Origin of the sequence: Pseudomonas sp. ML2-2023-3 (genome assembly GCF_037055275.1) — a bacterium.
Lineage (GTDB): Bacteria > Pseudomonadota > Gammaproteobacteria > Pseudomonadales > Pseudomonadaceae > Aquipseudomonas.
Genome location: NZ_CP146343.1, coordinates 1434167 through 1456355 on the forward strand (window position 1 = coordinate 1434167; position 22189 = coordinate 1456355).

The 22189-nt window shown below is 58.8% G+C and carries 19 protein-coding genes; 14 read left to right on the top strand and 5 right to left on the bottom strand.

The window, feature by feature from the left end:
- Window positions 1-84 precede the first annotated feature (84 nt).
- Together V6P94_RS06620 and V6P94_RS06625 are read right to left on the bottom strand one after the other, a co-directional pair.
- The gene (locus V6P94_RS06620; protein WP_133076972.1) at window positions 85-1326 is read right to left on the bottom strand and encodes a TIGR03862 family flavoprotein; all 1242 of its coding nucleotides are present in this window, start codon (window positions 1324-1326) and stop codon (window positions 85-87) included.
- Between the two features lie 278 nt (window positions 1327-1604).
- On the bottom strand, window positions 1605-2525 hold the full coding sequence (locus V6P94_RS06625) for a histone deacetylase (RefSeq protein WP_133076971.1): 921 nt from the start codon (window positions 2523-2525) through the stop codon (window positions 1605-1607).
- Window positions 2526-2616: 91 nt separating this feature from the next.
- Here V6P94_RS06625 and V6P94_RS06630 point away from each other — a divergent pair, with 91 nt between their 5' ends.
- The 3 genes from V6P94_RS06630 (at window position 2617) to V6P94_RS06640 (ending at window position 4730) form a co-directional block, all read left to right on the top strand.
- The gene (locus V6P94_RS06630; protein WP_338649130.1) at window positions 2617-3186 is read left to right on the top strand and encodes a GNAT family N-acetyltransferase; all 570 of its coding nucleotides are present in this window, start codon (window positions 2617-2619) and stop codon (window positions 3184-3186) included.
- A gap of 87 nt (window positions 3187-3273) precedes the next feature.
- Window positions 3274-4143 carry an acyl-CoA thioesterase II gene (gene tesB, locus V6P94_RS06635; protein WP_133076969.1) on the top strand — a complete coding sequence of 290 codons (870 nt, stop codon included), beginning with the start codon at window positions 3274-3276 and terminating at the stop codon, window positions 4141-4143.
- Window positions 4140-4730 carry an HAD family hydrolase gene (locus V6P94_RS06640; protein WP_133076968.1) on the top strand — a complete coding sequence of 197 codons (591 nt, stop codon included), beginning with the start codon at window positions 4140-4142 and terminating at the stop codon, window positions 4728-4730. Before tesB ends, V6P94_RS06640 begins: the two co-directional genes overlap by 4 nt.
- A 47-nt stretch (window positions 4731-4777) precedes the next feature.
- On the opposite strand, the gene V6P94_RS06645 is transcribed toward V6P94_RS06640, so the two are convergent.
- Window positions 4778-5671: a neutral zinc metallopeptidase gene (locus V6P94_RS06645; RefSeq protein ID WP_133076967.1), complete on the bottom strand. Its 894-nt coding sequence runs from the start codon at window positions 5669-5671 to the stop codon at window positions 4778-4780.
- Window positions 5672-5864: 193 nt separating this feature from the next.
- Between V6P94_RS06645 and pcaQ the strand changes: the two genes are divergently transcribed.
- The 3 genes from pcaQ (at window position 5865) to pcaG (ending at window position 8229) form a co-directional block, all read left to right on the top strand.
- Window positions 5865-6794 carry a pca operon transcription factor PcaQ gene (gene pcaQ / locus V6P94_RS06650; RefSeq protein WP_338649131.1) on the top strand — a complete coding sequence of 310 codons (930 nt, stop codon included), beginning with the start codon at window positions 5865-5867 and terminating at the stop codon, window positions 6792-6794.
- Window positions 6795-6892: 98 nt separating this feature from the next.
- Complete coding sequence (gene pcaH / locus V6P94_RS06655; RefSeq protein WP_133076965.1) at window positions 6893-7612, top strand: protocatechuate 3,4-dioxygenase subunit beta; 720 nt, start codon at window positions 6893-6895, stop codon at window positions 7610-7612.
- Window positions 7613-7623: 11 nt separating this feature from the next.
- Complete coding sequence (gene pcaG / locus V6P94_RS06660) at window positions 7624-8229, top strand: protocatechuate 3,4-dioxygenase subunit alpha (RefSeq protein ID WP_133076964.1); 606 nt, start codon at window positions 7624-7626, stop codon at window positions 8227-8229.
- Between the two features lie 177 nt (window positions 8230-8406).
- Here pcaG and V6P94_RS06665 read toward each other — a convergent pair whose 3' ends face one another.
- Entirely contained in the window at window positions 8407-9291 is an 885-nt protein-coding gene (locus tag V6P94_RS06665) for a DMT family transporter (RefSeq protein ID WP_133076963.1), read from the bottom strand.
- A gap of 23 nt (window positions 9292-9314) precedes the next feature.
- A complete protein-coding gene (locus V6P94_RS06670; protein WP_133076962.1) occupies window positions 9315-10643 on the bottom strand; it encodes an MFS transporter in 1329 nt (442 codons plus the stop codon).
- 244 nt (window positions 10644-10887) lie between these two features.
- Between V6P94_RS06670 and quiC the strand changes: the two genes are divergently transcribed.
- The 8 genes from quiC (at window position 10888) to V6P94_RS06710 (ending at window position 22161) form a co-directional block, all read left to right on the top strand.
- A complete protein-coding gene (gene quiC, locus V6P94_RS06675) occupies window positions 10888-12798 on the top strand; it encodes a 3-dehydroshikimate dehydratase QuiC (protein ID WP_133076961.1) in 1911 nt (636 codons plus the stop codon).
- A gap of 67 nt (window positions 12799-12865) precedes the next feature.
- A complete protein-coding gene (locus V6P94_RS06680) occupies window positions 12866-13543 on the top strand; it encodes a TetR/AcrR family transcriptional regulator (RefSeq protein WP_133076960.1) in 678 nt (225 codons plus the stop codon).
- 102 nt (window positions 13544-13645) lie between these two features.
- Window positions 13646-14152, top strand: coding sequence for an RNA polymerase sigma factor (locus V6P94_RS06685; RefSeq protein WP_046810569.1), 507 nt, complete (start codon window positions 13646-13648; stop codon window positions 14150-14152).
- 86 nt (window positions 14153-14238) lie between these two features.
- The gene (locus V6P94_RS06690) at window positions 14239-15240 is read left to right on the top strand and encodes a FecR family protein (protein WP_219263160.1); all 1002 of its coding nucleotides are present in this window, start codon (window positions 14239-14241) and stop codon (window positions 15238-15240) included.
- Window positions 15241-15460: 220 nt separating this feature from the next.
- The gene (locus V6P94_RS06695; protein ID WP_326398533.1) at window positions 15461-18241 is read left to right on the top strand and encodes a TonB-dependent hemoglobin/transferrin/lactoferrin family receptor; all 2781 of its coding nucleotides are present in this window, start codon (window positions 15461-15463) and stop codon (window positions 18239-18241) included.
- 106 nt (window positions 18242-18347) lie between these two features.
- Window positions 18348-18977, top strand: coding sequence for a heme acquisition protein HasA (locus V6P94_RS06700; RefSeq protein ID WP_133076957.1), 630 nt, complete (start codon window positions 18348-18350; stop codon window positions 18975-18977).
- Window positions 18978-19090: 113 nt separating this feature from the next.
- The gene (locus tag V6P94_RS06705) at window positions 19091-20836 is read left to right on the top strand and encodes a type I secretion system permease/ATPase (protein WP_133078623.1); all 1746 of its coding nucleotides are present in this window, start codon (window positions 19091-19093) and stop codon (window positions 20834-20836) included.
- Entirely contained in the window at window positions 20833-22161 is a 1329-nt protein-coding gene (locus tag V6P94_RS06710; protein WP_326398531.1) for an HlyD family type I secretion periplasmic adaptor subunit, read from the top strand. The genes V6P94_RS06705 and V6P94_RS06710 overlap by 4 nt, the downstream gene beginning before the upstream one ends.
- Window positions 22162-22189 lie beyond the last annotated feature (28 nt).

Consider the following 22189-nt stretch of genomic DNA (forward strand, 5'->3'; position numbering starts at 1 on the left):
GGGCTTGCTCGCGATGCAGGCAACGCGGTCTGGCTGAGCCACCGCGTTGACGCCATCGCGAGCAAGCCCGCTCCCACCGTTTGATTAGTGTTGTGCTTTCAGCCAGCTTAAAACCCCCAACCCTGCGGCACGGCCACTGGCAAAACAGCCTGTGAGCAAGTAGCCGCCGGTGGGGGCTTCCCAATCAAGCATTTCGCCCGCGCAGAACACCCCCGGCAATGCCTTGAGCATCAGGTTTTCATCCACAGCCTCAAACTTCACCCCACCGGCGCTGCTGATGGCTTCGTCCAGCGGACGGGCCTTGATCAGTTTCAGGGGCAATGCCTTGATGGCCTTGGCCAATTGCGCCGGGTCGTTGAAGTGCTCCGCTGGCGCTAACTCGCGCAACAACGCGGCTTTCACGCCATCGAGCCCCAACTGGCTGTGCAAGTGCTTGCTCATCGAGCGCGAGCCGCGGGGCTTGGCCAGTGCGGCCTGGATTTTATCCACAGGCTTGTTGGGCAACAGATCGATCAGGATCGTGGCTTCACCTCGTTGATTGATCGCCTCGCGAATCGGCGCCGACCAGGCGTAAATCAAACTCCCTTCAATCCCGCTGGCGGTGATCACGCACTCGCCCAGGCGCGGCGGGCTGTGCTCCAGGGCAATGGCGATGTTTTTCAGCGGGGCACCGGCAAACTTGCTGCGCAGCACCTCGCTCCAGCCCGCCACATCAAACCCGCAATTGCTCGGCTGCAACGGCGCCAGTTCAACACCTCGCTCGGCCAGTAATGGCATCCAGGCACCGTCCGATCCCAGTCGGGCCCAACTGCCGCCGCCCAGCGCCAGCAACACCGCGTCCGGCTTCACGTGCTTCTCGCCTTCAGGGCTGTGGATCCGCAACGGGCCATCGGCGTCCCAGCCCAGCCAGCGATGGCGAGTGTGGATAACGACGCCGGAGTCGCGCAGGCGCTTGAGCCAGGCGCGCAGCAGCGGCGCGGCTTTCATATCGGTGGGGAACACCCTGCCTGAGCTGCCGACAAAGGTCTCGATGCCCAGTTCATGAATCCACTGGCACAACGCATCGGCATTGAAGGCGCGCAGCAGCGGTGCAATCTGCGGAGCACGTTCGGCGTAGCGCGACAGGAACGCCGGGTAGGCTTCGGAGTGGGTGATATTCATCCCGCCCACCCCGGCCAGCAAGAACTTGCGGCCCACCGACGGCATGCCGTCGTACAGATCAACTCGCACGCCAGCCTGGCTCAACACTTCAGCGGCCATCAAACCGGCCGGTCCACCGCCAATAATGGCGACGTGATGGGGAAGGGAGGCAGTGGAATCAGTCATGGCAGGGCTGCAAATCGGCGAAATAGGCCGGGCATTCTACCCCAAACCCTGTAGTCGCTGACGAGGTACGAGGCTGCGATGGCCTGCGAAGCAGGCCCGAAAATATGAAAGACCTTCGGCCCTTATCGCAGCCTCGTGCCTCGTCGGCGACTACATGTGCTGCAGTTGTATGAAAAACATACAGCCCTCTGAGAGCCATGTGCTCTGTGGCCTGCAGGGGCTTTCACTCAGGTTATCCACAGGCAGTTCCACAGGCATTGTGGGTAAAAAATCACACCCTAGTGACAACCCGATGACAGCCAGACCTTTTGCGCACGGTGATGCAAAATGCCATGGCGCCGGGCCAGTGCCTTGCGGTCCTTGCTGTAACCACCGCCAATCACGCCCACCACCGGAATATCGCGGCCCAGACAGTGGCGCATCACGCTTTCGTCACGGGCGCCAACCCCTTCATCGGTCAGCTTCAAATAACCCAGGGCATCGTCTTTGTGCACATCCACGCCAGCGTCGTAGAGCACCAGGTCCGGCTGATACAGGGGCAGCAGGTAATTGAGCGCCTCGTCGACCACTTGCAAGTAGTCGGCATCACCCATCCCCATCGGCAGGCCGATATCCCAGTCACTTTGGGCCTTGCGCGCCGGAAAGTTCTTTTCGCAGTGTAGGGAAACGGTAATGGCGTCCGGGGTATGTTCAAGGATCCGCGCAGTGCCATCGCCCTGATGCACGTCACAGTCAAAAATCAGCACCCGGTTGACCCGGCCGCTTTCCAGCATATAGCGGCTGATAATGGCCAGATCATTGAAGATGCAAAAGCCTGCCGGGTGATCGTAGTGGGCGTGATGGGTACCGCCCGCCAAATGGCAGGCAAGCCCGTGCTCCAGCGCCTGCTCGGCGGCCAGCAGTGAGCCGCCTACCGCACGAATGGTGCGTCGCGCCAGCGCCTCGCTCCAGGGCAAACCCAGGCGGCGCTGATCTTCGCGGGCCAGTTCGCCCGCCATATAGCGCTCGATATAGTCGCGGTCATGGGCCAGCGCAAGGATATCCACAGGGCACAGCTCGGGCCGAAGCAGGGCCGCATCGCTGGTCAGCCCGGACTCCACAAGGTGATCGCGCAACAGGCGGAATTTGTCCATAGGGAATCGATGATCCGCCGGGAACTGCGGGCTGTAGTCATCGTGGTAAATCAGCGGTACAGGCATAGGGATTTTCGCGTCGTAACGAGCGCTGGATATTAACAGCGCTGTACACTGCCGACATATGTAAAGCCCGGTAACAAATCGGAGAGAACCGATGGAGCAAATCAAAGAGCTCGAGAGTGCCCGTTTGCACTTGCGCCCCTGGCGAGACACAGACTTGCCCGAGTTCGCTGCCATGTGTGCTGACCCCCAGGTGATGCGCTATTTTCCGGCGCCCTTGAGCCGCCTCGAAAGCGCAGCGCTGATTGGGCGGATTCGCGGCCACTTTGCCGAATACGGCTACGGGTTGTGGGCGCTGGAGCGCAAGGACACGGGGGCCTTTATCGGTTTTACCGGGCTGATGAATGTCTCTTTTGACGCCTCGTTCGCCCCGGCCGTCGAAATCGGCTGGCGCCTGGCGCCCGAGCATTGGGGCCTGGGCTACGCCAGTGAGGCGGCATGGGCGGCATTGCGCTGTGCCTTCGATCGATTGGCGCTGGATCAGGTGGTGTCGTTTACCAGCCAGGTGAACCTGGCCTCCCAGAAAGTCATGCAGGCCATTGGCATGCAGCACGATCCCGACGCTGACTTTGAACATCCACGGCTGCTTGAAGGTGACGTGTTAAAGCCCCACGTGCTGTACCGCATTTCGCGGGTGCAGTGGTTGCAAACCCTGCACGGTTAAGCAGGTGCAGTAGAGCGGCGAAAGCCGGAATTTTTGACCGACGTAACGAAGATTGCGACGGTATTGCTCTGTGTGAGGAGAATCTGAATGAGCCAAGTGTTGGATGATCTGGTCAATTTGCTGACCCTGGAACCGATCGAAGAGAACCTCTTTCGCGGCAGCAGCCAGGACTTGGGATTTCGCCAGCTGTTCGGTGGTCAGGTACTCGGTCAATCACTGTCAGCCATGAGCCAGACGGTTGAAGACGCCCGCCATGTGCACTCGATGCATGGCTATTTTCTGCGCCCGGGCGATGCAAGCTTGCCCGTGGTGTATCAGGTTGACCGGGTGCGTGACGGCGGTAGCTTCAGTACGCGCCGGGTGACCGCCATTCAAAAGGGCCAGCCGATCTTTACCAGCAGCGCTTCGTTTCAATACGACGAGGGCGGTTTTGAACATCAGATCCCTATGCCTGATGTTGTAGGACCTGAGAACCTGCCTTCGGAGCTCGACATGATTCGCCAGCGCGCGGATCTGATTCCTGAGTCGATGCGTGAAAAACTGCTGTGCGCCAAGCCCATCGAGTTTCGTCCGGTGGTGGGCGAAGACCCGTTCAACCCCAAGGTCAGCGACCCGATCAAGTACGTGTGGTTTCGCGCCGACGGCACATTGCCCGACACACCTGCGCTGCATAAATACCTGCTGGCCTACGCCTCGGATTTTGGCTTGCTGACCACCTCCTTGCTGCCCCACGGCAAAGGCGTGTGGCAAAAGGATATGCAGGTCGCCAGTCTTGATCACGCACTGTGGTTTCACGCTGACCTGCGCGCCGATGACTGGTTGCTCTATGCAATGGACAGCCCGTGGGCCGGTAATTCTCGCGGATTCTCCCGTGGCAGCGTCTACAACCGCGCAGGCCAACTGGTTGCGTCGGTCACGCAGGAAGGTTTGATTCGCCACCGCAAGGACTGGGCATGACACTCAAGGACGTCAAACACTGGGTTTTCGACATGGACGGCACCCTGACCGTCGCCGTGCATGATTTTGCCGTGATTCGTCGGGAGCTGGAGATCCCCGTGGGTGAAGACATCCTGACCCACCTCAACGGCTTGCCCGCCGAGGTGGCGGCGGCCAAGCACGCCTGGTTGCTGGAGCACGAACGCGAACTGGCGCTGGCCTCAACGCCTGCGCCGGGGGCGGTCGAACTGGTGCGCGATCTGGTCGCCCAGGGGTGTCGTCTGGGTGTACTGACCCGTAACGCCCAGGAGCTGGCACACATCACGCTCAAGGCCATTGGCCTGGACCAGTGCTTTGCGCCACAGGATGTGTTGGGCCGTGACAACGCGGCACACAAACCTGACCCCGATGGCCTGCTACAGCTGGCGCGGGCGTGGGACATATCCCCGGCGAAGATGGTGATGGTGGGGGATTATCACTTTGACCTGGCTTGTGGTCGCGCTGCCGGCAGCAAAACCGTACTGGTCAACGTCCCCGAAAACCCGTGGCCCGAACTGACTGACTGGCACGCCAAAGACTGCTTCGAGTTGCGCCAGTTGCTCGACTGACAGGACGCTGTGGGAGCGGGCAAGCCCTGCTCCCACAGGGTTGCTCGCTAAAGCCGTGCTGCCGAAAACGTATCGCACTGATTGATATTGCCTTGCGCAAAACCGGTCTTGAACCACTTCACCCGTTGCGCCGACGTGCCGTGGGTAAAGGAGTCGGGCACTACACGGCCCTGGCCTTGTTGCTGCAAGCGATCATCGCCAATGGCGTTTGCGGCATTCAAGGCCGATTCAATGTCACCGGGTTCCAGCCAGTTCAGGCGTTTTTGCGCATGATTGGCCCACACCCCTGCCAGGCAGTCGGCTTGCAACTCCTGACGCACCAGCAAGCCGCCATCGCCTTCCATGCGTTTACCCTGCTGGCGAGCCATCTGCATTTTCGACGAGACACCCAGCAGGGTCTGCACGTGATGGCCCACCTCATGAGCGATCACATACGCCTGGGCAAAATCCCCCCCGGCCTTGAAGCGTTGCGTCATCTCCTGGAAGAAACTCATGTCCAGATAGACCTTCTGGTCGGCCGGGCAATAAAACGGCCCGCTGGCTGCCGTTGCAAAGCCGCAGGCCGAATTGACCTGGCCGCGAAACAGCACCAGGGTCGGGTCTTTATAAGTGCGACCGGCTTGCTGAAAAATCTGGCGCCAGGTGTCTTCCGTATCGCCCAGCACTGCGCGTACAAAATCGGCCTGTTCATCATTGGCCGCAGGCGCACGCCCGGCCTGTTGAGTGACCTGGGGCGAGGACTGCCCGGTGAACTCACCGCTTAACTGCCCGAGTATCTGCATGGGGTCCTGCCCGGTTAACAGACCGAAGCCGACAATCAGCACCACGGCCATCAGGCTCAGTCCCTTGCCGCCGCCAATCCGCATGCCGCCACCGCCACCGGTGCCTTGATCGCGCACGTCTTCGACGTTATCGCTGCGTCGGCCTTTTTTCCAAAGCATGGGGGTAATCCTCTGATGAATCGTAGTCACAAGTGTTGTTGCTGAGTCGGGGCTGCGCCAGCCCGGCTGTCAGACGCTTTTGGAGAGCGTTGTATCCCGTTAAAAAGACCTGAACGCCTTAATTCAGTTCCGGGCCCCGGACTGAAGTGGTTGAATACGGCACGCCGATCCCCGCCCCGGAGTTGTTAGCCCTGTGAACATTGATACCCGCATCAAGTACCGCCACCTTGTGTGCTTTCTGGAAATGGCGCGCCAGGGCAGTTTGGCGCGGGCAGCCGATGTGCTGGCAGTCAGCCAGCCAGCCATGTCCAAAACCCTCAAGGAGCTTGAGGCGCTGCTGACGGTCAGCCTGTTTGTTCGCAGTAAAAGCGGGATCACCCTGACCGAAGCCGGCGTGGCGTTCCTGCGGTATGCGACGCCCTCGGTGCAGGCATTGCGCGAAGGCGTCAATGCCCTGCGCGGCGGTGAGTATGTAGGCGGCACGGTGCGGCTGGGGGTCTTGTCGACGGTCGAAAGCCTGTTGATACCCGAACTCGTGCAGCGTCTGCATGCACGGCATTCATCGCTGGTGGTCAGCGTTGTCACCGGGCCAAGTGCCTATCTGTTATCGCAGTTAAGGGTAGGCGATGTCGATCTGGTCGTAGGGCGCATGACCGACAGCCCGGAAATTCAGGGTATGAATTTTGAACATCTCTACAGCGAATCCATGACCCTGGTAGCCCGCGCGGGTCATCCCCTGACCCAGGGCCCGCTGGACCGTACCCTGCTTGAAAACTATCCGCTGGTTTTACCGCTGGCCAACACCACCATTCGCGCCTTTGCCGACAGCCTGTATGTACAGTGCGGCATCAGCCAGTCCCGCCAGCGTCTGGAAACCCTGTCGATTACTCTGAGTCGGCGTTATGTGCTGCGCAACGATGCGGTGTGGATTGCACCGCTGGACGCCGTGCGTCTGGATCTGGCCAGTGGCGAACTCCAGGAAATCGACCTGGGCCAGCGCGAGCCGGGCGGTTCGATCGGTATTTGCAGTAACGCCCATGTACCGATGTCGGTGGCGGCACAGGGCTGTGTGGAAGTCTTGCGCGAATTGGGGCAGGCCTACGGTGAAGGCATTTATCCATAACTAAATGGTTATGTTTAGAGCTGGCCTTTTCAGTAGTCCTGCCTCCCCTGTTGTTTGAAACTGGCGCCTGGCCTTTATAAAAACAACAGGAGATCGACATGTCTGATGCAGACAGCCGGCGCTTTATCATCCGTGACCGCAACTGGCACCCCAAAGCCCTGACCCCCGATTACAAGACATCCATTGCCCGTTCCCCGCGCCAGGCGCTGGTGAGCATTCCGCAATCGGTCAGTGAAACCAGCGGGCCTGACTTTTCCCATCTGAAGTTCGGCAAGTTCGACAACGACCTGCTGCTTAATTTCAACAATGGTGGTTTGCCGATAGGCGAGCGGATCATCCTGGCGGGGCGCGTGCGCGATCAGTACGGCAAGCCGATTCCTCATACCCTGGTTGAAATCTGGCAGGCCAACGCAGGCGGCCGGTATCGCCACAAAAACGACCGCTACCTGGCGCCGCTGGACCCAAACTTTGGCGGCGTGGGCCGCACCCTGACCGACAGCGAAGGGTATTACAGTTTTCGCACCGTCAAACCGGGGCCCTATCCTTGGCGCAACGGACCAAACGACTGGCGCCCGGCGCATATCCACGTCTCCATCAGTGGCCCGGCAATTGCCACGCGGCTGATTACCCAGCTGTATTTCGAAGGTGATCCGATGATCCCCATGTGCCCGATCGTCAAGTCGATTACCAACGCCGATGCCGTGCAAAGCCTGATCGCCCGGTTGGACATGGCTGCGGCCAATCCGATGGATTGTCTGGCGTATCGTTTTGACATCGTGCTGCGCGGTCAGCGCCAGACTCACTTCGAAAACTGCTGAGGAGCTCCGTCATGCCTATCGAACTGCTACCCGAAACCCCATCGCAAACGGCTGGCCCCTACGTGCATATCGGCCTGGCCCTGGCTGCGGCCGGCAACCCGTCGCGACCTGAAGAAATCTGGAGCGAGATGGCCAAGCCCGGTGCTGCGGGCGAGCCTATCGTGCTGTTTGGCAACGTTTATGACGGCAATGGCCATCTGGTGCGCGACTCCTTTCTGGAGCTGTGGCAGGCCAACCATGAAGGGGTCTATGACGAGGCGTTTGACTCGGAAAAAGCGTTCAACAGCTTTGGTCGTACCGCCACCACCTTCGATGCGGGTGAGTGGACGCTGAACACCATCAAGCCGGGGGTGGTGAACAACGCAGGCGGTGTGCCGATGGCGCCGCATATCAACGTGTCGCTGTTTGCCCGTGGCATCAACATCCATTTGCAAACTCGCCTGTACTTCAGCGACGAGCCCGAGGCGAATGCCAAGTGCCCGGTGCTCAACCTGATCGAGCAGCCGCAACGGCGCGAAACCTTGATCGCCCATCGTTGCGAAGTCAATGGCAAAACCGCCTACAAGTTTGATATCCGCATTCAGGGCGAAGGGGAGACGGTGTTCTTCGACTTTTAAGCGCCTGAGACACCAGCGCAAACCTTGTAGCCGCTGAGGAGCGCAGCGAGGCTGCGATCGAGCGCGAAGCGGTCGTAAACTCAGAGAACGCGGTTTTTCAGGTAATAACGCGTTCACCGATATACGACCGCTTCGCGCTCGATCGCAGCCTTCGTACCTCGGCAGCGACTACGTGACTTATGTGCGGCCGCGCCGCTGCTGCCATGCCGCCGCCAGCCCGCTGATGCAGATAATCGCAATGCCGATACGGCTGGCCAGGTCAGGCGTGTGGTCAAAAAGCAACCAGCCCAACACCCCTGAAAACACAATCTGGCAGTAGCTGAACGGCGCCAGCAATGCGGGAGCCGCCACTCGAAAAGATTGGGTCAGCAGCAAATGCGCGGTCATGCCCAGGCTGCCCAGCGCCAGCATTTGCAAGCCGTGGATCAGAGTCGGCGTTTGCCAGAAAAACGGCACCAGCGCACTCATCACCAGCACATTGAACAGCCCGGCAAAAAAGTTGCTGGTGGTGGGGCTGTCGTACGCACTGAGTTTGCGCGTGAGGATCTGATAGCAGCTGAAACACAGCGCTGCCGTCATGGGCAATAACACCGCAGGCGTAAACAACTCGCCTCCCGGATGGATGATGATCACCACCCCGATAAACCCGCACACCACGGCCATCCATTGCCCGCGAGTCACGGTCTCGCCCAGTAATGGCCCGGACAATGCCGCCACCAGCAGCGGCGCCAGAAAGTTGACCGCCGTATTTTCAGCCAGTGGGATAAACAGCAACCCATAGGTGAAAAAAAGCCCTGAACCCAGCAGGCAAATGGCCCGCAATACCTGAAGCAAGGGCCGTTTGCTGCGCAGTACACGCAATCCGGACTGGGGCAGAAAGATCCCCGCCATCAGTACGGTATGCACCAGGTAACGTGCCCACACCACCATCACCACCGGGTAGAAACCACTGAGGTACTTGGACAGCGCATCGTGACTGGAGAACAGCGCTGTGGCTGTCACAATCAGCAGGATGCCCTTCAGGGGTTGGTTCACCCCCGAGAGGGGTGTGGGTAGTGTCATCGAATACCTCGTTGTTCTATGCGCTAAACCTGTGGGATTTTTCGCGGCGCCATGAAGTACATCCACACTAACGCAATGAAGTACATTGCTGGAATCATGGTGAACAGTAAGGTGTAGTTATTGTTCGTGACAGTCAGCACGTAACCCACAAACTGGGTCATGAACATCCCGCCGATGGCGGCGCACATGCCGCCAAAGCCGAACACGGTGCCCATCATGTGCTTGGGCGTGTAGTCCATCACCATGCTCCACACGTTGGCCGTCCAGGCCTGGTGCGCACCCAGTGCCAGGGCAATGGCGCCCACGGCGACCCACAGTTCGCTGGAGCCTGCGGCCATCACCACGCCGATGATGCTGATCGCGCACAACAGCATCGATACCAGCCGCGCCTTGACCGCCGCCATGCCGCGCTTGATCAGGACCGAAGACAGAATCCCGCCGCCCACACTGCCGAAGTCGGCGGTGATGTAGATGATGATCAGCGGGATGCCCATTTGGGTCACGCTGATGCCCAGGTTGTATTGCTGGTTGAGAAACGGCGGCAGCCAGTACAGGTAGAACCAGAACACGGGAGCCGTCATGGCGTAGGACAAGGCGAATGCCCAGGTGCCGCGCATCTTGAGGATGGTGCCGAAAGAGACGGTGGTTTGCTCAGGCTCTTTTTCTTGCTGGATGTAAGCCAGTTCCTCTTTGCTAACGGTTGGGTGATCTTCAGGGTTGTAGTACTTCAAGCCCCAAAAGATCAGCCAGACACCGCCCAAGGCCGCCATACACAGAAAGGCTGCCTGCCAGCCCCACACGTGCAGCACCAATGGCAGCATCATGGGGGTGAACATGGCGCCCACGTTGGTACCGGCGTTGAAGATCCCGCTGGCCACGGCCCGCTCGCTGGCCGGGAACCACAGCCGCGTGGTTTTTACGCAGGCCGGGTAATTGGCTGCTTCAGTCAGGCCGAGAATGAAGCGGCAAATCATAAAGCCCGCCGCTGACGTGGCCAGGCCATGAGCACCGGTGGCCAGGCTCCAGAGCAACACGGCGCAGAAGAACACGCGCTTGACCCCAACCCGGTCGATCAGGCGGCCTTGCAGCACGAAGCCAATGGCATAGCCCACCTGAAACCAGAAGTTGATGTTGGCGTAGTCCATCGCCGTCCAGCTCATCTCTTTGGCCAGGATCGGTTGCATGACGCCCAGGGCGGCGCGGTCGATAAAATTCAGTGTGGTAGCGAAAAACACCAGTGCGAGCATGCCCCAACGGGTTTTGCCAGTCGCCAGGGTGCCGCGAATCTTGTCACCCATTCCTGCGTTTGGAGCGTGGGCAGGGGTAGTGCGTGCAGTCGGAGAAGGGACCATGGATGTTTACCCGTTTCTTGGAATTTTTATGTGGTGTTGCACAACAGTTGACGCAAGAAGTACGGGGTTGATGGTGGCGAGTGGACAAAAAATCGTCAATTCAAGATAGGCCATAATGTTCGATAATCGCACGCAAAACTAACCGGTTGGTACAGATTGGTTGCTCAATAATAGGGCGCCCTTAATAATCAAGCCATTAAGAAATGCCGTCGCCTGCAGGCTGCGCCAATCCTGGGAGTTTTAAATGAAGCGTTCGATCGCCACGGTTTCCTTGAGCGGCACCTTGCCAGAGAAGCTGGACGCCATTGCGGCGGCAGGTTTTGACGGGGTCGAGATCTTTGAGAACGACCTGCTGTATTACGACGGCAGCCCCCGTGAAGTCCGTCAGATGTGCACCGATCTGGGGCTTGAAATCAGCTTGTTCCAGCCGTTTCGTGATTTCGAGGGGTGCCGCCGCGATCGTCTCGCCCGCAACCTTGATCGCGCCGAGCGCAAGTTTGATTTGATGCAGGAGCTGGGCACCGACCTGGTGCTGGTGTGCAGTAACGCTTCGCCCGACTCGGTGGGCGATCGCCAGATTCTGCTGGATGACCTGAGCATGCTCGCCGAACGTGCGGGGGCGCGCAACCTGCGCATTGGTTACGAAGCGCTGGCCTGGGGGCGTCACGTCAATACCTGGCAACAGGTCTGGGATCTGGTGCGCCAGATCGACCATCCGAATCTTGGGGTATTGCTCGACAGCTTCCACACCCTGTCGCTCAAGGGCGATCCAGGCGCCATTGCGCAGATTCCCGGCGACAAGATCTTCTTTGTACAAATGGCTGACGCACCGATTCTGGCCATGGATGTGCTGGAATGGAGTCGTCATTTCCGTTGTTTCCCAGGGCAGGGCGAGTTTGATCTGCCGGGCTTTTTGGCGCCGATCATACAAAGTGGCTACACAGGGCCTTTGTCGCTGGAAATCTTCAATGATGGTTTTCGGGCAGCTCCACCGCGGGCCAATGCGGCCGATGGCTTGCGTTCGTTGTTGTACCTCGAAGAGAAGACCCGCGAACGGCTTGTGCAGCAAGCGGCCCCGGCCGCGACGCTTGAACCCTTGTTTGCACCGCCTCAAGCCAGTCAGTACGACGGTATCGAGTTCCTCGAATTTGCCGTGGATGAAAGCCAGGGCGCGCAGCTGACTCACTGGCTCGAACGCCTGGGGTTCAGCAAGGCCGGGCAGCACCGTTCAAAGAACGTGAGCTTGCTGCGCCAGGGCGACATCAACCTGATCCTCAACGCTGAACCCTATTCGTTCGCTCATAACTTTTTTGAGGCCCACGGCCCATCGTTGTGCGCCACTGCACTGCGTGTGCAGGACAGCAGCAGCGCCCTGGCCCGTGCCGTGGCCTACAAGGGGCAGCCCTATCGCGGGCTGGTCGGCCCCAATGAGCTGGAGCTGGCGGCGGTGCGCGCACCGGATGGCAGCCTGATTTATCTGGTGGACAAAGACGCTGCCGGCAAGCCGCTGTATGAGTCGGACTTCACCATCACGCCAACTCCTTCAGCCCAGGGCGGGCTCAAGCGCATCGACCACATGGCAATGGCTCTGCCCGCCGACAGCCTCGACAGCTGGGTACTGTTCTATAAAAGCCTTCTGGATTTCGAGGCTGATGATGAAGTGGTGCTGCCGGACCCTTATGGGCTGGTCAAGAGCCGGGCATTGCGCAGTCGATGCAGCTCGATTCGTTTGCCGTTGAATATTTCAGAGAACAGAAACACCGCCATCTCACATGCCCTGTCGAGTTATCGTGGTTCAGGTGTGCATCACATTGCCTTTGAATGTGACGACCTGTTTGCTGAAGTCAGCCGTGCCAAGGCTGCGGGCGTGCCGCTGCTGGATATCCCGCTCAACTACTATGACGACCTGGCCGCGCGGTTTGATTTCGATGATGAGTTCTTGAGCGAACTGGCCTATTTCAACGTGCTGTACGACCGGGATGCCCAAGGCGGCGAGTTGTTTCATGTATATACGGAAGCCTTTGAGGGGCGTTTCTTCTTCGAGCTTCTGCAGCGCAAAAATGGCTATGCCGGGTACGGTGCTGCAAACGTAGCGGTGCGTCTGGCCGCCATGGCCAAGTCGCGCAGTGGCGCGGTGCGTCAGGCAAAACTGTAGGGCGACTTCCTTCATTGAGCAGGGCGCCCCATAATCGCGGGCATTCCAATATGGCCGTGAACCTTACATGACCGACATTCCAGAACTCGACACCGGCGCCACGGCACCGGTCGTCGAACCGCGCAAGAGCCGTAAGAACAACCCTGAGAAGACGCGGGAAAATATCCTGCAAGAAGCCATTGTCGAGTTCGTGGAACAAGGGTTGGCGGGCGCTCGCGTGGACGCCATCGCAGAGCGTACCAAGACCTCCAAGCGCATGATCTATTACTACTTCACCAGTAAGGAGCAGCTCTACGTCGAGGTGCTGGAGAAGCTCTACGGCGAAATCCGCAGCATCGAAAGTCGCTTGAACCTGGATCAGCTCGAGCCGGTAGAAGCCATTCTGCGGCTGGTGGAGTTCACCTTCGACCACCACGACATGAACGCGGATTTTGTGCGCATTGTCAGCATCGAAAATATCCACAAGGGTGAGTACATCAAGCGTTCGGAAGGCATCAAGGCCATGAACGACACGATTGTGCATGCCCTGGAGAACATCCTGCGACGCGGCGTTGAACAAAAGGTATTCCGTGCGGGGCTGAACCCGCTGGATGTTCATTTACTGGTCAGTTCATTCTGTTTTTATCGAGTGTCGAACCGGTACACCCTGGGTGAGATTTTTCAGGTCGACTTTTCCGATCTGCAGGTCAAGCAGCGTCAGCGCGACATGATGTGTGACGCGGTATTGCGTTATTTACAGGCATGACCGGGCGCTACATTTCTGGAAATGAAATCCAATACCAATTGAAAGTCATTCTCGACAAAAAGTAAGATAGCCGCCCCTTTCCTTCATGCTCAGGGAGTCGGTTTGTCGGATATGGATCTCAAAGGCTTGTTCCTCAAGCATGCCGGTACCCTGCGCGGGTATCTGGCGCGCAAGGTGCGAGACCCTCAGCTGGCCGCAGACCTGGTGCAGGAAAGTTTTCTGCGCATGGCCGAGCGTGGGCGCAAGGAGCACATCGACAACACCCCCGGCTATCTGTATCGCATCGCGGGCAACCTGTTGGTCGATCACATTCGCCAGGAAACCCGACGCAAGACCGACTCGGTTGCCCACGAAGCACTGGCTGAAATCGAAGATGAACTGGCAGGGCTGGAGGCCCAGGCGATGGCTGAACAACAGCGCATGGCTCTAAAGCAGGCATTGTCCGAATTGCCGGAACGCACGCAGGAGATCTTTCGCCTCAATCGCATCGAGGGCATGACCCATGCTCAAGTTGCGCGCCATCTTGAAATTTCTGACAGCTCAGTGCAAAAGCATCTGTCAAAAGCCTTGGCCTACGTCATGCAGCGCCTACAAGAGCCTGAGAAATAATATTCAAATATGTAGATGAATGGCTTACTGAGTTTTAGCCGGCGAGACGTCACTGCTTATATATAACGAGAAATAGAGATTCACACCTGATGAGCCAAGGCCCCGAACAGCAGAGCATTACTGAAGCGGCCGCCGAGTGGGCGGTGCGTCTGCACGCGGGTGCGTTGAGCGAAGACACCCGGGCGCAACTGGACCTGTGGCTGGCCGCCGATGAGCGCCATGCCCCGGCGTTACGTTTCGCCGAGCAGACCTGGGCGGCGCTGGGGGCGCTGGCGCTGGAGGCCAGGCCCGCCGGGCATCGCCTGTCACCGCCCGCCGCCCGCCCCGTGCCGGTGACTCGACGCCGGCGCCCGCTGCGTTGGGCCGGGCGTGCGGCGGTGCTGTCGCTGGTGCTGGCGGTCGGCTGGATCAGCGGCCCGACCCTGCTGCTTCAAATGCAGGCGGACTACCGCACGGGTGCAGGAGAAATCCGAACCGTTCAACTCGCCGATGGCAGTTCGGTCGAGCTGGACGCATCCAGTGCAATCAGCATCGACTACGACACCCGCGAGCGGCGGATCAGATTGCTTTCGGGGGCGGCCGTATTTGACGTGTCGCCCATGGGCGAAGCCGAAACCCGGCCTTTTGTAGTGCAAAGTGCGGGTGGGCGAACCCGGGCGCTGGGCACTCAATTTGTGGTTGGTCGGGAAAGCAGCGACCAGGCATGGGTCGGGGTGTTGCAGCACAGCGTTGCGGTCAGCCTGTTGACCCCGCCGGTTCAAGGCGCGGCGCAGCAAACCCTGGAAGAAGGCCAAAGCGCCCGCTACAGCGCACAGGAGGGTGTACAAAAACTACCCGGTTTCGACCTCAACGCGGCCACCAGTTGGCGCCGTGGTGTACTGGTCTTTGACCGTCAACCGCTGGCCCACGTGATCGAACAGCTCAACCGCTATCGCCCCGGCCAGATTGTATTGGCCAATCCTGCCCTGGCCAGTCGACAGGTCAGCGGCGTATTCCGCCTCGAAATGCTCGACAGCGCGCTGCACACCCTCACCCAGGAGTTGCATGTGCAGCGCGTCGAACTGGCGGGCGTGAGCCTGGTGTACTGAGCCACCACCCATCCTGTGGGAGCCGGCTTGCCTGCGATGCAGACCGCGCGGTGTGTCAGGCAGATTGCAGTGCTGCTATCGCGAGCAAGCCCGCTCCCACAGGGCCCTCCAGCGCTTTTTGAACATTAATCGCAAAAACCTTTACTGACTTCACCCCGACGTTACGTCTTGCTATTGAGATTCATTCGCAAAGCAGCTCGTAAGCCTGGGGAAAATAAAAATGATGGGTAGTCAGCGCAAAGGGGTGCATTCCGCAAGCCGGTTAGCCTTTGCTGTTCATATCGCACTGTTTGCGTCGCTGGCGGTGCAAGCGACGGTACAGGCCGCTGAAACAGTCAGCAGCGCCGTGCAACAAGAATTTATCGCCTTCCATATTTCTGCCCAGCCGCTGGACAAGGCCGTGCTGATTTTTGCCGAGCAGGCTGGCCTGCAAGTGCTGTTCGACAGCCAGATGCTGCAAGGCCTGAAATCCGTAGCACTCAATGGCGACTTCGGCGTACAGGAAGGTCTGGCCCGTTTGTTGGGCGGCAATCCGGTGGAGTACCGCTTTACCGGCGAACGCCAGGTCACCCTGACCCGCGTCAGCGGCGAACACAATGGCGCACTGGCATTGGGCACTACTTCGGTAACGGCCAGCGAAGGCAATAGTGGGGATTGGGTGTATCAGACGCCATCTTCTGTAGCGGTCATCACTCGCGAGCAAATCAACAAGCGCGCCCCACGCCACGCAGCGGACATGCTCGAAGAAACCACGGGCGTGTACACCGCCGTGAATCAGCGTGACCAGGGCCTGTCGGTCAACATCCGCGGTATTCAGGACTACGGCCGGGTCAACATGAACGTTGACGGCATGCGCCAGAATTTCAACGTTAACGGCCACCAGCAGCGCAACGGCGTGATGTTGATCGACCCGGAAATGGTCTCCAGCGTTGAAATCGATAAAGGCGCCCAGTCCGGCATGGGCGGTGCGGGCGTATTGGGGGGCATTGCCAGCTTTAACACCCTGCAAGCCAGCGAGTTCCTGGAAGACGGCAAAGAGTACGGCGGGCGCATCCGGGCCGGCAGCGGTATCGGTAAATTGGGTAACGGCACCTATTTCAATGGCGGTGGCGTCTTCGCATTTGGCAATGATCTTGGCGATATTTTGGTTGCTTATAGCGAACGCCATTTTGGTGACTACCGTACCGGTCGGCAAAACGCCGATAACCTGGGCGTAAATATTCGCAACAAGAACAAATATCGCGAAGCCTGGACAGACTGGCTGACCAGTGAAGTAGGCGATACCGGCAGCGTGACCCGTTCGCAGATGGTCAAGCTCGGGCTGAACCTGCCCAACGACCAGCGAGCGCAGTTCACTTACCTGGAAACCGACAGCGATAGCGCTGACGCATGGACCAACCTCAATGCGACGCAGGATGGTTACGACTATGTGCGTACCGGTAAAAGCAATATCAATACCGGCAACCTGGCGCTGGATTACAGCTACAACCCGGATAACGAGCTGATCGACTTCAAAAGTAAACTTTATTACGTCAATACGCAGCTTGATCGGCGTAATGCCCCCCACAAAGCGTCGGCTAATAGTGGTAATGCATTTGATGGTTACGAAGATGAGTTTCGCACCAGCACATGGGGTTTTCAGGTAGAAAACACGTCCCGGTTTGACTTCAACAACTACGGGCAACTGAGCTGGAACTATGGCCTGGAAAGCTATCAGGACATTTTGAAATCCAAGAACAATCTGGTGCCGGCCGAGAACGAGAACGATCTGCCCTGGGTCGAGGGGGCAGACCCGGAAGGCAAACGCACCATGGCCAGCCTGTTCAATAACCTGCACTACCAGTACAGCTATTGGCTGGCGCTGGATGCCGGGTTGCGTTATGACCGCTATCGCCTGGAAGGCAAAACGGGCATGAGTTTATGGCAAGCGCCGGTCACTCCAGGGGAGAATGGTGGCGAGGTGATGACCTCGGGTTCTTCTGTAAGAAATGTTTATTTCTATGATTCAGATCGTGAAGAAGGCAAGTTTTCACCGACGTTTGGTATAGGGATAAAGCCCGGAGTTGACTGGTTGCAGTTCTATGGGCGATGGGGCCAAGGCTGGCGCCCGCCGGCGGTGACTGAGGTGTTTATGACCGGGCGGCCCCATGGGGGGAATGCACCGGAGCGGGTTTACCCCAATCCATACCTGAAAGCTGAGGAAAACCGGGAATGGGAGTTCGGTTTAAATATCTTTAAAGAATCCCTGTTCTTTAATAATGACCGGCTTGGAGTAAAAGTTGCTTACTTTGATAATAACATCAAGAATTTTTCATTTTTACACTATGGTGTCTCTCTTCCAGGGTCGGCGGATGTCGTCGGGTCGGGTCGCTCTGCGTATGTGAATAACCAAGCGGAGACCCGGTTTCGCGGCGTTGAATATCAGTTGAATTACGATATGGGACGGTTGTATGCCAACCTGAGTTACACGCATATGATTGGCAGTAATGAGTTTTGCTCAAGTGGGTACTATATGGGCGGCGCCAAGAAAAGGGGCGAGGTTGTTAAGATAATCAGGACGCCCTACACCCGGCCTAATGGCAAGATTGGCTACATCAATACTAGAGTCTCTGAATGGCTCGATGACCCGGACAGAAACAACAAAATCGATTGCGGATCTACTATGGGTAATGCGGCATATATGCCCGCAGATCGAGGGTCTCTAACAGTGGGTGCTCGTTTCCTTGAGCGGCGCCTGGACACGGGGATACGCTTTCGCTACAGCCCTGGTAATGGCGCGGGTCTGAATGAATGGAGTTACTCCGGTATAGAGCAAGCACACTGGCCTAAATACAGCGTGTACGACCTGTATGCAAGTTACTGGCCGACGGACACGTTGAATATTACCTTGTCATTAGAGAACGCTACCGACGAAGCCTACTTTGTGGCCATGGGCGATGCCAATAACTTGAGTATGGCGCGCGGTCGGACATTGAGTGGCATGCTCGAATATAAATTCTAAATAACGGACTGTTTGCTTCGTTATATAAAAGATTGCTCGTTGTGAGCAAGGGCGTGCATCGCTGTGCGCCACTTCACTGAAACTATCTAAGGAAGAAGTTCAAGTCATGACTATTTCAATTAACTATAGTTCGTTTGTTGGTTCTGATTCGATTGGTGACGTGCTTAGCGATTGGGCTCAAGGTTTTAAAACTGCGGGTCACGGTCTAAGCAATACCGGTGGTTTCAATAGTGGCGGTCGTGCTCAAGATGGTGAGCAGTATGCGACGCATGGTGCCAATAATTCGGACTACGCCTTTATCGCAGGAAGCGATACCAGCAATGGCCTGCATTATGTGTATGACCCTAAAGTCTCTGCTGGCGACAACATGAACCATTACCTGTGGGGTGAACTGGACAGCGTGAGTTTGGGTGAAGTGCTGACTGGTGGTTCGGGCAGCGCGTTTGGCCTGGACGACTACACCGTCTCCTTCAACGGCCTCGACCTGTCCGCCGCCAGCGATGCCGGCCGTGCAGGCAACGCTGTTCAGGACGTGATCTACGGCCTGATGAAAGGCAACGTATCGGGTCTGGAAGGCGTGCTCAACAACCTGTTGAGCGAGTTCGGCCTGTCCACCGATTCAACCTTCGACCAGTTGGCCGCTGCTGGCCTGGCTCACTCCGATGCACCGCAGGTTGCTGATATCAGCCTGGTGGGCGTGCAAGAAGTGGTTCAGGACTGGGCTCTGGCGGCGTAACTCCCGCTCACTTCAGTGAACTCCAATCCTGTGGGAGCCGGGCTTGCCCGCGATTGCATCGCAGGCAAGCCAGCTCCCACAGGGTTTTCGGCCCACTTCCTCGGAATCCTTCCATGACCCGGCCCAAAGCCAACGAGATGCTGGCTGCCTTGACGGCCTACAAACGTGCTTTCTTCAATATCGGCCTGTTCTCGGCCGTGATCAATTTACTGATGCTGGCACCGGCGTTGTACATGTTGCAGGTGTATGACCGGGTGCTGGCATCGGGCAATCAAATGACCCTGTTGATGCTGACGCTGATGATCCTCGGCCTCTTTGGCCTGATGGGCGCGTTGGAATGGGTGCGTAGTCAGGTGGTGATCCGCCTCGGCACGCAGATGGATATGCGCTTGAATCAGCGCGTCTACGACGCCGCGTTCGAAGCGCAATTGCGCACTGGCAACCCGGCGGCCGGGCAGGCGCTGAATGACCTCACCAGCCTGCGCCAATTTGCGACCGGCAATGCCCTGTTCGCGTTCTTCGATGCGCCGTGGTTTCCGGTGTACCTGTTTGTAATTTTTATGTTCAGCCCGTGGCTGGGGCTGCTGGCCCTGGGCGGGGCGGTGCTGTTGATGATACTGGCGTGGGTCAATCAGCGCGTCTCGCAAGCCCCACTTAAAGCCGCCAGTGAGTTGTCAGTGCAAGCCACCCAGCAAGCCAGCGCCCATCTGCGCAATGCCGAGGCCATCGAGGCAATGGGCATGCTCGATACCTTGCGCGAGGGTTGGTTGGCACAGCACACGGCCTTTTTGGCGCAGCAGAATCTGGCCAGTGAAAAAACCGCCACCGTCAGCGCCTGGTCAAAAGGCGTGCGCCTGGCGCTGCAATCCCTGGTGCTTGGGTTGGGCGCGCTGCTGGCCGTGCAAGGCCAGATCACGGCCGGGATGATGATTGCCGGCTCCATTCTGATGGGCCGGGTACTGAGCCCCATCGACCAGTTGATCGGTGTATGGAAGCAATGGACGTCGGCACGGCTGGCCTATCAGCGCCTCGAAGCATTGCTGCACAGCTATCCGCCGCGAGCCCGGCGCATGGCATTGCCTGTGCCTCGGGGCGAACTGGCGGTGGAGCAATTGAGCGCTAGCGCTCCCGGCACCCGTCGCGCCACCCTGGCCAACTTGAGCTTCACCTTGCCGGCCGGGCAAGTGATGGGGGTGATCGGGCCTTCTGGCTGCGGCAAGTCGACCTTGGCCCGGCTGTTGATTGGGGTATGGCAACCGCTGGCGGGCAAGGTGCGGCTGGACGGGGCTGAGTTGTCGCAGTGGGACAAGCATCAACTCGGTCCGCATCTGGGGTATTTGCCCCAGGACATTCAGTTGTTTGCCGGGACCATCGCGCAAAACATCGCACGCTTTGCCGAGGTGGATGCCGACAAGGTGTTGGCCGCTGCGCAACTGGCCGGAGTGCATCAGCTGATTCTGCAATTGCCCGACGGCTATGAAACGCGCCTGGGTGAAGGCGGCGCGGGGCTGTCCGGCGGGCAGAAGCAACGCATCGGCCTGGCCCGTGCACTTTACGGCTTGCCAGCGGTGATCGTGCTCGACGAACCCAACTCCAACCTCGATGAAGCCGGGGAACAGGCCTTGTTACAGGCCATTGCCCAGCTCAAACAGCACAAGCGAACACTGATTTTGATCACCCACAAACCCAATGTGCTGACCCTCACCGACTACCTGTTGATTCTGCGCGAAGGCCAGCTACAAGCCTTTGGCCCGACGGCCAAGGTGCTTGGTGCGCCCGCTGCAGCGAAACCTGCGGCGCCCAAGCCTGCGATGAATGTGAGCTATCGGCTCGGTACGGCAGAGGCGGGCAAGGCATGAAGTATTCGAACGCCAAGGTCCCTGGGGACAGCAATGTGCTGCAACTGGATGACACCCGCTATTCGCGTTTGGGTTGGCTACTGATGCTCGGCGGCTTTCTCGGGTTTCTCGGCTGGGCCGCTTTGGCGCCGCTGGACAAGGGCGTCGCGGTGTCGGGCAAGGTGATGGTTTCGGGCCATCGCAAAGTGGTGCAACACCCCAGCGGCGGGATTGTTGAGCGGATCGACGTGCGTGACGGCGACAAGGTGGATGCCGGTCAGGTCTTGATCCGGTTGAAGGAAACCCCGCTGCTGGGGCAGGCTCAGTCGTTGCGCAGCCAGTTTTATGGCTCGCTGGCCAGTGAGGCGCGGCTAAATGCCGAGCGCGATGGCGCCGCCAGCGTGAACTTTCCTGTCGAGTTGACGGCCTTGGCGACCGAGCCGGAAGTGGCATCGAATCTGGTATTGCAGCGGCAACTGTTCGATAGCCGCCGTCAGGCGTTGCTGCTGGATCAGCAAGGGGTCGACGAGAGTATCGCGGGCGCCGAGGCGCAGTTGCGCGGGGTGCGTGAATCCCAGACCAGCAAGGTGTTGCAACGCACGGCCCTTGCCGAACAACTGCAAGGTTTGCGTGAGCTGGCGAAGGAAGGGTATATCCCGCGCAATCGCCTGCTGGACAGCGAGCGGGTGTACGCCCAGGTACTGGGCTCCATCAGCGAAGACTACGGTCGCATCGGTCAATTGCAGCGACAAGTGTTGGAGATGCGTCTGAAAATTCGGCAACTGGCCGAGGAGTATCAAAAGGAAGTCCGTACCCAACTGGCCGACACCCGAGTGCGCACCGAGGATCTGCGCAACCGGCTGGCTTCGGCCGAGTTTGAGTTGGCCAACAGCCAGTTGCGCGCTCCCGTGGCCGGAATTGTGGTGGGGCTGGATGTGTTTACGGAGGGCGGCGTGATCAAGCCCGGTCAGGCACTGATGGAAATCGTGCCCCAGGGAGAACCCCTGCTGGTCGAGGCGCGCGTGCCGGTTGAACTGGCCGACAAGGTTCACCCGGGCTTGCCGGTGGAGTTGATGTTCTCGGCCTTCAGCCAAAGCACCACGCCAAGGGTGGCGGGCGAGGTGACACTGGTGTCGGCGGATCGCCAGGTCGATGAGCGCACGGACGAGCCGTATTACACGCTGCGCGCACAGGTCAGCGATGCGGGCATGGCCCAACTGGCCGGGCTGCAGATTCGCCCGGGCATGCCGGTTGAAGCATTTGTGCGCACGGGCGAGCGTTCGATGCTCAATTATCTGTTCAAGCCGTTGCTCGACCGTACGCATATGGCGTTGGTGGAGGAATGACGGTGCGCCAGTTCTTATGTGGATTACT